General features: G+C 59.2%; 11 protein-coding genes. 7 read left to right on the top strand and 4 right to left on the bottom strand.

Annotated elements, in window-relative coordinates; genetic code table 11:
• Positions 1-90 precede the first annotated feature (90 nt).
• Entirely contained in the window at positions 91-2,103 is a 2,013-nt protein-coding gene (locus MGMAQ_RS19735; protein ID WP_052716396.1) for an ATP-binding protein, read from the bottom strand.
• A gap of 6 nt (positions 2,104-2,109) precedes the next feature.
• On the bottom strand, positions 2,110-2,880 hold the full coding sequence (locus MGMAQ_RS13775; RefSeq protein WP_046023341.1) for a potassium channel family protein: 771 nt from the start codon (positions 2,878-2,880) through the stop codon (positions 2,110-2,112).
• 83 nt (positions 2,881-2,963) lie between these two features.
• Here MGMAQ_RS13775 and metZ point away from each other — a divergent pair, with 83 nt between their 5' ends.
• From metZ to MGMAQ_RS21120, 6 genes are all read left to right on the top strand, one after another.
• Entirely contained in the window at positions 2,964-4,157 is a 1,194-nt protein-coding gene (gene metZ / locus MGMAQ_RS13770) for an O-succinylhomoserine sulfhydrylase (RefSeq protein WP_046021992.1), read from the top strand.
• Between the two features lie 45 nt (positions 4,158-4,202).
• Positions 4,203-7,700 (top strand): FAD-dependent oxidoreductase, encoded by a 3,498-nt coding sequence (locus MGMAQ_RS13765; RefSeq protein ID WP_046021991.1) that lies wholly within the window; start codon positions 4,203-4,205, stop codon positions 7,698-7,700.
• 124 nt (positions 7,701-7,824) lie between these two features.
• Complete coding sequence (gene rpsD, locus MGMAQ_RS13760; protein WP_046021990.1) at positions 7,825-8,439, top strand: 30S ribosomal protein S4; 615 nt, start codon at positions 7,825-7,827, stop codon at positions 8,437-8,439.
• A gap of 389 nt (positions 8,440-8,828) precedes the next feature.
• Positions 8,829-9,803, top strand: a complete 975-nt coding sequence (locus MGMAQ_RS19730) for a histidine kinase dimerization/phospho-acceptor domain-containing protein (protein ID WP_082085445.1) — start codon at positions 8,829-8,831, stop codon at positions 9,801-9,803.
• Between the two features lie 27 nt (positions 9,804-9,830).
• Complete coding sequence (locus MGMAQ_RS19725; protein WP_052716394.1) at positions 9,831-10,205, top strand: ATP-binding protein; 375 nt, start codon at positions 9,831-9,833, stop codon at positions 10,203-10,205.
• Between the two features lie 133 nt (positions 10,206-10,338).
• A complete protein-coding gene (locus MGMAQ_RS21120) occupies positions 10,339-10,482 on the top strand; it encodes a hypothetical protein (RefSeq protein ID WP_158498864.1) in 144 nt (47 codons plus the stop codon).
• Here the strand turns inward: MGMAQ_RS21120 and MGMAQ_RS13750 are convergent.
• The gene (locus MGMAQ_RS13750) at positions 10,479-11,063 is read right to left on the bottom strand and encodes a GNAT family N-acetyltransferase (protein WP_198409123.1); all 585 of its coding nucleotides are present in this window, start codon (positions 11,061-11,063) and stop codon (positions 10,479-10,481) included. The genes MGMAQ_RS21120 and MGMAQ_RS13750 overlap by 4 nt on opposite strands.
• A 122-nt stretch (positions 11,064-11,185) precedes the next feature.
• On the opposite strand from MGMAQ_RS13750, the gene MGMAQ_RS13745 reads away from it, so the two are divergent.
• Positions 11,186-11,620 (top strand): hypothetical protein, encoded by a 435-nt coding sequence (locus MGMAQ_RS13745; protein WP_046021989.1) that lies wholly within the window; start codon positions 11,186-11,188, stop codon positions 11,618-11,620.
• A gap of 70 nt (positions 11,621-11,690) precedes the next feature.
• On the opposite strand, the gene MGMAQ_RS13740 is transcribed toward MGMAQ_RS13745, so the two are convergent.
• A complete protein-coding gene (locus MGMAQ_RS13740) occupies positions 11,691-12,767 on the bottom strand; it encodes a BMP family ABC transporter substrate-binding protein (protein ID WP_046021988.1) in 1,077 nt (358 codons plus the stop codon).
• Positions 12,768-12,807 lie beyond the last annotated feature (40 nt).

Genomic DNA, 12,807 nt, shown 5'->3' with positions numbered 1-12,807 from the left:
TGATGCCAGGGCATCGGGCCCCCGGTGATGCCAGAGCATCGGGGCGCTGGCAAGGGGGTCTCGCACATATGGGGTGTCCTTGGGGACTTTTCAGCGGGGGCCGACGGTTCGATGTTTGGGAAATGACAGGGTGACCTTGGTGCCCCGCCCCAGATCACTGTCGATGATCAAGCGGCCACCATGCAATTCCAGCAAGGAACGGGTAATGGCCAGGCCGAGACCGCTGCCTTCATGGGACCGGGTCCAGGCACGCTCCACCTGCCGGAACGGTTGCGCAATGGAGTCAATATGGTCCGGCGGAATGCCAATGCCATTGTCGGCCACCCACAGATCCAGGCCACCATCCGCCCGCAGAGATCCTGAAAGGGTGATGCGGCCGCTGTCGCCGGTAAATTTTTCACTATTGGAGATTAAATTGAGCAGCATGGAACGCAAAGCCACCCGGTCAGCCCGAAGATGGGGCAGGTCTGCCGGCACCAACAATTCGACGGTCTTTCCTTTCTCTTCCATGCGCAGGCGCAACAAATGCAGCGCCTCTTCTGATTGTTCCAAGAGATCGAGGGATTCCTCGTGCAACTCCATATAACTGGATTCAATGCGGGAAAGATCCAAGATGTCATTGATCAGGTTCAGCAGATGCTGGCCACTGGTTCGAATATCTTGGACATACTCCCGGTACTTGTCGGTTCCCAGGTCCCCATAGACTCCCATGTTCATCATCTCGGCCAAACCGATGACGGCATTCAGCGGCGTCCGCAGTTCGTGGCTCATATTGGCCAGGAATTCGGATTTGCTGCGGTTGGCCATCTGCGCTTCGTCGCGCGCGGCCACCAAGCCTGCTTCGATGGTCTTATAGGAGGTAATGTCTTGGACCATGCCCAACAGGCTTTCCGGCTGCCCGTCCTTGTCCCGAATCAGGCTGGCCCGGGAATGGACCCAACGAATTTCGCCCGAAGAATGTCGTACCCGATAATTGATGTTGTACTCGATTTCGCCGAGGGCGGCGGCGTTCATGGTCTGCTGCGGAAGACCCTGATCTTCCTCCACCAAAAACGCCATCAAGGTTTGCGGGCCGGGGGGCAGGTTGCGGGGAATTCCCATGATTGCGTAGGCTTCCTCCGACCAAATCGCCCGCCGGGTCCGGATGTCATAGCGCCAACTGCCCATGTTGCCGAGTAGTGTCGCTTGATGCAGCAGCGTGGCGGTTTCCGCTTGATCCCGCACCGCCCTTTCCCGGTCCGAGGCACGGCGGTAGAGCAAAACAATGATCAAGGCCGATAGGAGACCCAAGAGCCCGCCGATGATCCGATACTGCCATTCTTCCGCAAAGGGCAATCCCGGCGTGACCCGAGAGGCTGCCGCCATCTGCCACGATCCCACCGGCAGGTCGATATCGAGCAGGATATCCGCTCTGTCGAATAGGCTCGCGTCGCCGTAGAAAACCGATCCCTCGGCCCCCAGGGCATCGGTGCCACGGAGGGAGACCCAGATGTCGTCCGGTTGCGTGCTCAGGCCCACGGCTTGCAAAAACTGGTCGACCATGATCACGGCGGAAACCAGGCCCCAGAACCGCTGAGTATCGTTCGGCCCAGGTATGAAAACCGGCGATCGGCCAATGAAGGCCTGACCGCCTTGGACCAACTCCAAGGGTCCGGCAATGACCACGTCACCGGCATCGCGGGCACGCAAGGCAGCGGCTTTCTGCACAGGATGCTGACTATAGTCGAGCCCGATCACGGCCTCGTTGCCTTCCATGGGGTACATCAATCGAACCACAAGATCTGGTGCGCTGCCGAGGTTGCGAATGATCTTGGATCGCTTGAGCAATTCCCGTCCCAGCGCGGCATAGTCTTGTTGCGTGATTTGCGGGTTGGTGGCGATCACCGCCGACAGACCCCGGATCAACGAAGTATTGGTGCCCAGCACATGCTTGATATGGCCGCTGAAAATGACCGCCGATTTGAGAGTCGAGACCCGCCGCTCGCTGTTGACGGTCCGCTGGTGCTTGTCATCGAGAATGGTGCCCACCGACAGCAAAGCGATGGCGAGCACCAAGGCCAGCGCGATGTATCCGCCCTTGCTGAAATCATGGACCCTTCTCATCGGGAGTTACTCCCAGTCGCCGTCCGTTTCGATGTTCAAGACCCGTCCGCAATGCTTGCAATGGATTGCATCCGGGTCATGTCTTGTCAGGCCGCAATCGGGGCATTTGTACTGAACCTTCTGCGGCCGAAAGATAGTTTGCACCAATCGAAGGAAAAGCGCCACGCCGACCACCATAATGATCACCGCCAGCAAGCGACCATGGCTGCCTTCCAAGGTGATATCCCCAAAGCCTGTGGTGGTCAGGGTGGTGACGGTGAAATAGAGCGCGTCGATGTAATTGTTGATCTGCGGGTTGTCCCGCACCTGCATGACAAAGACCAGGGCGGTGACGAAAAAGATGAACACAAACAGGTTCAAAGCGCTCTGGATGGTGTCTTCGTACTGGCGGAAGAAGGCGATGTTGTCGCGTAGTTCCCGCAGCACATGATAGCTGCGCAACAGCCGGAGCATGCGTACCACGCGCAAGAAAGCGAGGTTTTCCAAGAACAGCGGCGCCATCAACGACAGGATCACCACCAAATCGGCAAGAATCAGCGGCCTGAACAGGTGCCGCCAGGGCTTTCGGGCAATCCACAATTGCGCCAGAAAATCTAACGCCAGCACCGAGGCGATGGCGTAATCGGCCATGATCACCCAGCGTTCCAGGGAAACCATGGACGACAGGATGAAAAACGTCACGGTGACGATATCGAAGGTCAGCAGCGCATACCGGAAACGCCGCCCCCGGTCGGAAGCGCCGTGATACAGCGCGTTTAGTTGCGTGCGAATAGCCATGGTCGGAGATTTTAGCCGATCCTCATAATCTTGCCAGCGACCTTTGGCCATGCCATATGGACGCCGAACCAAGGAGCGCGGATATGAAAGACCAAGACCCCAAAAACTGGCGCCCGGCAACCCAAGCCGTGCGCGGCGGGACCCGGCGTAGCGAGATGCAGGAAACCTCGGAAGCGCTGTTTCTGACGGCGGGCTATGTCTACGACTCGGCGGAGCAGGCGGAGGCGGCATTCCAGGGGGAGGTCGAGCATGCCATCTATTCGCGGTTCAGCAATCCTACCGTGACCATGTTCGAGCAGCGCGTGGCGATGCTCGAAGGGGCGGCTTTTTGCCGAGCCGCCGCCACCGGCATGGCGGCCGCCACGGCATCCTTGATGCCTTGCGTGCGCGCCGGTGACCGGGTGGTCGGCTCACGGGCCCTGTTTGGCTCCTGTCTCTATCTCCTAACCGACCTTTTGCCCCGCTATGGGGTGGAGACGGAAGTCATTGATGGGACCGATCTGGCCGAATGGGAACGCGCCCTGTCCAAGCCGACCCAGGCCGTGCTGGTGGAATCGCCCTCCAATCCCGGCGTGCAAATTGTCGATATTCGCCGGGTGGCGGAATTGACCCATGCCGCCGGAGGCAAGCTGGTGGTGGACAACGCATTCGCCACGCCGATCCTGCAACGGCCCTTGGAGATGGGCGCCGACATCATCTTCCATTCTTCGACCAAGTACATCGATGGTCAGGGGCGCACCATGGGTGGATGTGTGATGACCAATGACGAAGCCTTTTTCAACGACGAGCTTGGGCCCTTCATGCGCAACACCGGTCCGACCATGAGTCCGTTCAATGCCTGGGTTCAGTTGAAGGGTCTTGAACACCTGGAATTACGCATGGCCCGCCACTGCGACAATGCCTTGGCCTTGGCGCAGTTCTTGGAAGGTCAGTCTAGAATAACCAAGGTGCTCTATCCAGGGCTGCCCAGTCATCCTCAGCACGCTCTTGCTATGGATCAAATGAGTAATGGCGGCGGCATGTTGGCGCTGGATTTGGCTGGTGGCAAAGAGGCCGCGTTCAGATTTCTCAATGGGTTGAAATTAATAGATATTTCGAACAATTTGGGGGATGCCAAAAGTCTCGCTACCCACCCGGCCACCACCACCCATCAGCGGCTCAGTGACGAAGAACGGGCGGCGGTGGGGATCACGGGCGGGCTGGTCCGTTTGTCGGTGGGATTGGAAGACGTGAATGACCTCAAGGCGGACCTGGAACAGGCATTGAAACAGGCATAGACTCTGCCCCCAAGAGTACGAGTCGCTTTATTACTGGGGGGTTTCATGTCTCACCTTGCGCTGGCTCATGGCCTGGGCTTCGAGGATCTGTACAACCGTGATGGCTTGGTCAAAATCGACCAACTGTTCCTACAGGACCTGAAAGGCGCTGACTCCGACCTCCATGACCGGCTGATCGCCGCCCGTGCCGTACCGGGTGATCTGGAAAAGGCCGATGAGTCCCAGTTGATCTTGGACCTGTCGCCTCATTTGGAAAATTTCGCTGCCGCGCTGTTCCATATGGACGAAGCCCTGGGCGAGTTGATTGATGTGCAGACCGGGCTGGAATTTTTCTTTAAATCCAAACGGAATTTCGTCCAACGGCTCGCGGCAAAGACCTTTAAGGCGGAAGAAGCCGAGTCCTTCGACGGTCCGGCCCTGTGGAAGAAGGTGGTGGCCCATGCGGGCAAGCCGCTCAACCAGGCTTCCTTCGCCCGCGTGGTCTCGGAATGGGAGAAAGACCCGGAAGTCCATGCCGAAGGCCTGGACGCCGCCAAACGTTACGCCGCCTGGGCGGTGCATACCATCGATGGGCAAGCCCAGCATCATGATGACGTGCTGTTTCACAAAGTGGTGCATGTGGACTACGAGAATTTGGTGGAGGGCGGGACAGTTCCGGTCAAAGGCGTGGACGCCTTGTGCCTGGATCCCAATGACCGGCGCCACCGGGACGGATTTAACCTAACCGACCGGGGAAGCAGCCTGCTGGAGGCCCTGGACCAGTCTCATTACTGCGTCATCTGCCATGAGCGCGGCCGCGATGCCTGCTCCCACGGCCTGCGCGACCGCAAGACCGGCGAAATCGAAAAGAATCCCCTGGGCGTGGAGCTCTGGGGCTGCCCGCTGGAAGAAAAAATATCCGAAATGCATTTGCTGATGAATCGGGGCCATCCGCTGGCTGCCGTGGCCACGGCCATGGTTGACAATCCGCTGATGGCGGGAACCGGTCACCGCATCTGCAATGACTGCATGAAGTCCTGCATTTTCCAGAAGCAGGAACCGGTGAACATCCCTCAGGTGGAAACCCGGGCGCTGAAGAACCTGCTGACCTTGCCCTATGGATTCGAGATCTATTCCCTGCTCAGCCGCTGGAACCCTCTCAACGTCCGCCGTCCGCTGCCCAGGCCCGACACGGGCTATCGGGTGCTGGTGGTTGGCCTGGGCCCGGCGGGCTATAGCCTGGCCCATCATTTGATGAACGAAGGCCATTCGGTGGTCGCTGTCGATGGCCTGAAGATCGAGCCGTTGGATCCGGCCCTGTCCGGACGGGACGAGGGCGGCAATGCGGTGGATTTCCATCCGGTGGAGGACTACCACGAGCTTTGGGAGGACCTGGACAGCCGCGCCATGGCCGGGTTTGGCGGGGTGGCGGAATACGGCATCACCGTGCGGTGGGACAAGAACTTCCTCAAGGCCATCCGCTTGCTTTTGGAGCGCCGCGACCGCTTCGCCATGTATGGCGGCGTACGGTTTGGTTCAACCATGACCGACGCCGATGCCTTCGCCCTGGGCTTCGACCATATCGCCCTCTGCGCCGGGGCAGGCAAGCCGACGGTCTTGGATATTCCCAATAATCTGGCCCGTGGCGTGCGGCAGGCGTCGGACTTCCTCATGGCCCTGCAATTGACCGGGGCGGCGAAAATGGACTCGGTGGCCAATCTGCAATTGCGGCTGCCGGTGGTGGTGGTCGGCGGCGGCCTGACGGCCATCGACACGGCGACGGAATCTTTGGCCTACTACGTGCGTCAGGTGGAAAAGTTCCTGCATCGCTACGAGGTGCTGGTGGCGGAAAACGGCGAGGCCGAGACCGATGCCATGTGGCAAGGCGAGGAAGCCGACATCGCCAAGGAGTTCCTCGACCATGGCCGGGCTCTGCGGCAGGAGCGCATGCAGGCCCATGCCGAAGGGCGGATCCCCGATTTCGCCCCCATGCTGGATGCCTGGGGCGGCGCGACGGTCGCCTATCGCCGCCGCATGGTGGATTCCCCGGCCTACCGTCTCAACCACGAAGAAATCAACAAAGCCCTGGAAGAGGGCATCCGCTTCGCCGAACTTTTGGGGCCGGTCGCGGTGGAGGTGGACGACCGGGGCCACTGCACGGGCCTTCGGGTCAATCGCATGGAAATGGTTGATGGACGGCCCAAGGCGACGGCAGAGGAGTTGGGTTTGCCCGCCGGTGCGGTGTTGATCGCTGCCGGGACTCAGCCCAACACCACCCTGGCCCGCGAGCTTCCGGGCTTTGCCGCCATGGACGGCAAGTACTATCAGGCGCTGAGCGAGGAAGGTGATCTGGTCTCCCCCGAATGGGCGCCCAAGCCGGAAAATCCCGCCATCCTCATGCGCCAAGAAGACGATGGCCGGGCGGTGAGCTTCTTTGGTGACCAGCATCCCACCTGGGCCGGCAACGTGGTCAAGGCCATGGCCAGCGCCAAGCTGGGCTATCCGGTGATTGACCGGGTTCTGGCCAAGCGCCCGCCGTCGTCCTCGGAACCCTGGGGCCAACTCGTGGGCAAGCTGAACGATGAACTGCGGGCCACGGTGCACGAAGTCAAACGCCTGACCCCGACCATCATCGAAGTGATTCTCAAGGCTCCCGGCGCCGCCCGGCGCTTTAAGCCGGGGCAGTTCTTCCGGCTACAGAACTTCGAGGCCCATGCCATCGCCTCCATGGATACAAGACTGGCCATGGAAGGCATTGCCCTGACCGGGGCCTGGGTGGATGTGGACCAGGGCCTGGTGTCGGTGATCGTGCTGGAGATGGGGGGTTCGTCGAACCTCTGCATTCACTTGAAGCCGGGCGAGCCGGTGGTGCTCATGGGTCCCACCGGGGCTCCGACGGAAACGCCGGGCGGAGAAACGGTGATGCTTTGCGGAGGGGGGCTGGGCAACGCCGTGCTGTTCTCCGTCGGGCAGGCCTTGCGGGCGGCGGGGTCGAAGGTGCTCTACTTCGCCGGATACAAGGGCGTCAACGACCGCTACCACATTGAAAACATCGAAAAGGCCGCCGACGTGATTGTCTGGACCTGCGACGAGGCCCCCGGCTTCGAACCCGGACGGCCGCAGGACAAGAACGTCGTCGGCAACATCGTGCAGGCCATGGTGGCCTATGCCGATGGATCCCTGGGCGACATCCCCATTCCCATGAGTGACGTGGACCGAATCATCGCCATCGGCTCGGACCGCATGATGAACGCCGTGGGGCAGGCCCGGCACGACCAACTCAAGCCGTTCCTCAAGGGCGACCATGTGGCCTTCGGCTCCATCAACTCGCCCATGCAATGCATGATGAAGGAAATTTGTGCCCAGTGCCTGCAGGCCCATCACGACCCGGACAGCGGTGAGCGGTCGGTGGTGTTCTCCTGTTTCAACCAGGATCAGGAACTGGATCGGGTGGACTTCGACTGCCTGCATCAACGGCTGATGCAGAATGGCGTGGCCGAGAAATTGACCCGCGCCTGGATCGCTCGCACCTTGGAAGAAGCCGGGGTGGAAACAGGCGTTTGACATCCCCGGCGATCTGCCTATAATCCCGCCCCTCATTCCCGGGAACGTGGGGTGTGCGCCTGTTCGTACGTCTCCGCCTTGATCCAAGGACTACTGGGACACAAAACCGATAGGAAATAAAGCGATGAGTAAGCGCATTCAAGCCAAGTACAAGATCAATCGCCGTCTGGGCGAGAACCTCTGGGGCCGCCCCAAGAGCCCGGTCAACAAGCGGGAATACGGTCCCGGACAGCATGGCCAGCGCCGTCGCAAGCCGTCCGATTTTGGCACCCAGCTGATGGCCAAGCAGAAGCTCAAGGGCTACTACGGCAACATCAGCGAGAAGCAGTTCCACAAGTACTACGTCGACGCCACCAGCCGGAAGGGTGATACCTCCGAGAACTTGGTGGGCATTCTGGAACAGCGCCTGGACGCGGTGGTCTATCGCATGAAGTTCGTGCCGACCGTGTTTTCGGCCCGCCAGTTCGTCAGCCACGGCCACATCATGGTCAATGGCAAGAAGGTTACCATTCCGTCCTACAAGGTCCGCGAAGGCGACGTTGTCGAGGTCAAGGCTTCTTCCCGCGAGATCCCCATGGTCATGGAAGCCACCGTGAGCAACGAGCGCGACATCCCAGAATACTTGGATGTGGATCTGAAAAAGATGAAGGGCACCTTTGTCCGTATCCCGACCCTGATCGATATTCCCTATCCGGTCCAGATGGAGCCGAACCTGGTGATCGAGTTCTATTCCCGGTAAGGGCGATCAAAGTAGCGCGTTTTCGAAAAGCCGCCCGGTACGTCCGGGCGGCTTTTTCGTTGTGGCATCGTCTTGATTCTGCCGACGGCGGGTGTCCGCACCACCAGTGCGATTCAATGGCAAGTCCGTGGCTTTGGCATCCCATATCCGATACGACAAATACGAAGGGTCCGTTCAATTTGCCAGTAAGCGTGAAGAATTTCAGCAAGACAATAAAGAAAGTTTTTCTATGAAATGGCCCGTCAAAGTTGTTGTGGGGTCGAGGTGATAGATATTTCCCTATACTTATAGGTAATGTAATAGTATACTACGCACAAAACTTGGCTGCGGGGAGGCGTGAGAGCGCCCCGAACCGGTTTGTTCGGGCAGTTAAGTAAGAGGTGTGGAGCATGTCTCTTCAAAGGCTGGCAGACAGCCATCGGTTATGGGTGGCTGCCGTAGTCATGGTAACCGTGGTTGTCGTTGGAGCGGCGATCTCTTCCTGGGCCCTTTATCAGGCGGCGACCATTCAACAACAACATATGCTTCAAGAGATGGTCCAGGCCCAGGTCCGGATGATGAATTCCGTTGCCCGGTTCGATCAGATTCACCATTCCGATGAAGACATCAGCCCGGCGGCACTGACCCTGTCGCAAATTCTGGATGCCCATCTGGAAAGCGCGGAATTGGGCCAGACCGGTGAATACGTGCTGGGGCGGCGACAGGGGGATCAGATCCTTTTCATGATCCCGCAGCGCCATTCCCAGGGACAAATTCCGGATCCTATTGCCGTCTCGTCGGATCAAGCTGAGCCCATGCGGCGCGCCTTGAAGGGGATGGCGGGCACGGTCATCGGCTTGGATTATCGCGCCACCGAGGTTCTGGCGGCCTACGCGCCTATCGAGCATCTGGGAATGGGGCTGGTGGCCAAGATCGATGTTGCCGAACTCCGGGCTCCCTATATCCGAGTCGGTCTGTTAGGGGGCGCCCTGGTCCTGGCTATCACCTTCGTGGCGTTTTTCTGGGCCCGGCACCTGACCAGACCGATTATTCAAAAATTGGATGACCACGCGGACCAAATGGAGGACCTCAATCAAGAGCTGCTGCGTTCCAATACGGAATTGGAGCAGTTCGCCTATGCGGTGTCCCACGATCTTCAAGAACCGTTGCGCATGGTCAGCAGCTATGTGCAACTCCTGGAAAAGCGCTACAAGGGCCAGTTGGACGAGGAGGCCGATGAGTTCATCGGATTTGCCCTCGAGGGATCGACGCGGATGCACGATCTTATTCAAGGCCTGCTGGAACTGTCGCGTATCAATCGAAGGGACATGCTCGTCGAGCAGTGCGACATGAATATCATTTTATCCATTGTCGAAGCCGACTAGCGGGTCCGTATCGCCGAAAGCAATGCGGTGGTCACCCATGATCCGCTCCCGGTGGTCCATGGTGAGAAGGTTCAGTTGATGCGGCTGCTGGAGAATCTGCTGGGCAATGCCTTGAAGTACTGCACACCGGGAACGCCACCACGAATTCATGTGTCGGCGGAACGCGTCAATGACTCTTGGCGCTTCGTGATCCAGGACAATGGGATCGGCATCAAGAGCGCCGACCGGAAAAGGATCTTCGAAGTTTTCCAGCGCTTGCATGATCGGGGCAAGTACGAAGGAACGGGCATCGGCCTGGCACTGTGCAAGAAAATCGTTGAGCGGCACGGCGGGGAGATCTGGGTCGGCCCGGATCGGGACTCGGGTACAAGCTTCTATTTTACCTTGTCGGAACAGGCCTGATATCCTCATTCGATCCCACGATAGTCAATTGATAGATAGTTGTTTTTTAGATTCCCATTGACATTTTTGTCCAATTATATTAGAATGTTCTTATAAATTAGGCCTCATACAGAAACACAAACGGAGGCGCATCATGGGTTCCATCCTAACTATTCTCGTGGCGTTGATTGTTGCCTTGGTCCTGGCGGTGCCGGTGATCCTGGCGATTGCCGCCCTGTTCGAGCTCTATCACAGCGGCTATGAAGCCGGTCGCCATGATGGCGGGGCGCAGGCTTAGTCCGACCCTGCCAAAGGCACATGGGGCGCCGCGTGGCGCGGTAGCACCCCTGTGAGCCTTGGATCTTCGAACCAGTTTTCCTCGCGCAGATAGGGCGTGAAACCCCAGGCGCGGTAGAAATCCAGCGCACCCGGATGGTCATAGGTGCAGGTATGCAGCCAGACCCGTTTGGTGCGAGGATCGCTCCAGGCCCGTTCCTGGGCTTCGGCCATCAATGGAGCACCCAGGCCTTGGCCGATGCGGTCGGGGGCCAGACCGAGAAAGGCGATTTCCACCTCGTTCGGTCGCGACCAGTCCAGTTCCAACATGCCTGCCAGCCCATCGGAAAGGTGCAGCACGGAGAGTTCCGTTTCCGGCTTCTCCAGGATTGCCGAAAGGGTCGTGTCATCCATCATCAACCGTTCCCGCCACAGCCAAGGCTCTCCAATGATCCGCTGCAGATCCCTGTAGTAGGCCGGCGTGGCCTGATCCAAACGCACCAGATTCCAATCCGCCGGGCGCGGCGGCATTGCCCATTGTCCCGGTGGCTGGGTCATTTCCAGATAGGTCACGGTCTCATGCAGTTGCGGGATGGGGCTCACAGCGGCGCGACTCCTTGGATATATGACAAGCGTCTAATTTATGCATAGAGGCCTTGTATAATATTTTCAACAGTCCAATATGTTTGTTGAACCTTGTTTTCTTGATACCAGGGAATGTCTCCATGGGTAAACCGATTGCCGTTTCCAAGGCCGCGCGCATGATGGGCGTCAGCCGCTCCGACCTCAACAAGCGTCTTCTGGCGGCGGGCATTCCGACCTTCGAGGGGCATGTGGACCTGGAACGGGTCAAATGCATCGCGCCGTCCCTGGATATGGCTGATTCCTTGATGGTGGAGCGGGTGGCCCATATCCGCGCCAATCCCAGCAAGGGGATCAACGACAACAAGACGCTGCCGTCGCAACGGGAACTGGCCGATGACGTGCGGCATCTGACCACCGAGGTCATGGTGGCCAATAATCAAGCCGCCCGGTATCGGATGCTGTTGGACGAGGTGGCGGGCAAGCTAGGCGAATTGCAAACGTCTGAAAGCGGCGACCGGCGTGACATGGCCTTCGAGCTTTGCGCTTGGCTGCGCGGACGCATCGACGGCAACTGACCCTTTGGGTGGGCGGACGGAGAAGCCCCCGCCGGGCAGGGCGGGGGCTTTGTCGTGTGGGAAGGCCTGACTACTGGGGCAGTTTGCCTTGTACGCCTTCCACATAGAACTTCATCCCGGCCAGCGCGCCATCGTCAAGGGTTTCTCCATCCTTGACCACGATCTTGCCGTCCTGGCCCTTGATCGGTCCGGCGAAGGGATGCACGGAACCATCCTCGATGCCCATGCGGATTTTCTCGGCCAAGGCCACCACGTCAGCGGGAATGGCGGGATTATACTCGGTCAACTTGACCATGCCGGTATTCAGGCCACCCCAGGTATCCATGGACTTCCAGGTGCCGTCCATGAGCGCCTTGGTCTGCTGAACGTAATAGGGAGCCCAGTCATCGACGATGGCGGTCAGGTGTACCTTCTCGCCGAAACGCTTCATATCGGACGCCTGGCCCACGGCCCAGACGCCGCGCTCCTCGGCCACCTGCACCGGCGCCGGGGAGTCCGTATGTTGCAAGATCACGTCGACACCCTGGTCGATTAGCGCCCGGGCGGCATCGGCTTCCTTGCCCGGATCGAACCAGGAGTTGACCCAGATGACCTTGATGGTGACATCGGGATTGACCTGCCGGGCACCAAGGATGGTGGCGTTGATGCCGCGCACCACTTCGGGGATCGGGAACGAGGCCACATAGCCCAGTACGTTGCTCTTGGTCATTTTGCCGGCAATATGGCCGACCACATAGCGGCCCTCGTAGAAGCGCGAGGAATAGGTGGCGACATTGTTCGAGCGCTTGAAGCCGGTGGCATGCTCGAACTTTACCTTGGGAAAGCGCTTGGCCACTTTCAGGGTCGGGTTCATGAAGCCAAACGAGGTGGTGAAGATCAAGTCATGGCCCGTCGAGGCCAGTTGATTGATCACCCGCTGGGCATCTGCGCCTTCGGGGACCTTCTCCACATAGGTGGTCTTGACCTTGTCACCAAAGGCCTTCTCCACGGCCAAGCGGCCCTGGTCATGCTGATAGCTCCAGCCGTGATCCCCAATGGGACCCACATAGACGAAGCCGATCTTGGTCGGATCGGCGGCCTGGGCGGAGCCCGCCGCGAGGCCGAGGACGACGGCGGCGGCCGTCAGGGTTTTGCGTAATGACATCATGGATTGGATCTCCTTGTTCTCTGAAAGACGATTAACCAAC

The sequence above is a fragment of the Magnetospira sp. QH-2 genome, from assembly GCF_000968135.1.
Taxonomy (GTDB): Bacteria; Pseudomonadota; Alphaproteobacteria; order Rhodospirillales; family Magnetospiraceae; genus Magnetospira.
The sequence above is the reverse complement of the archived record's forward strand: the minus strand, read 5'-3'. Positions and strand labels throughout refer to the sequence as shown.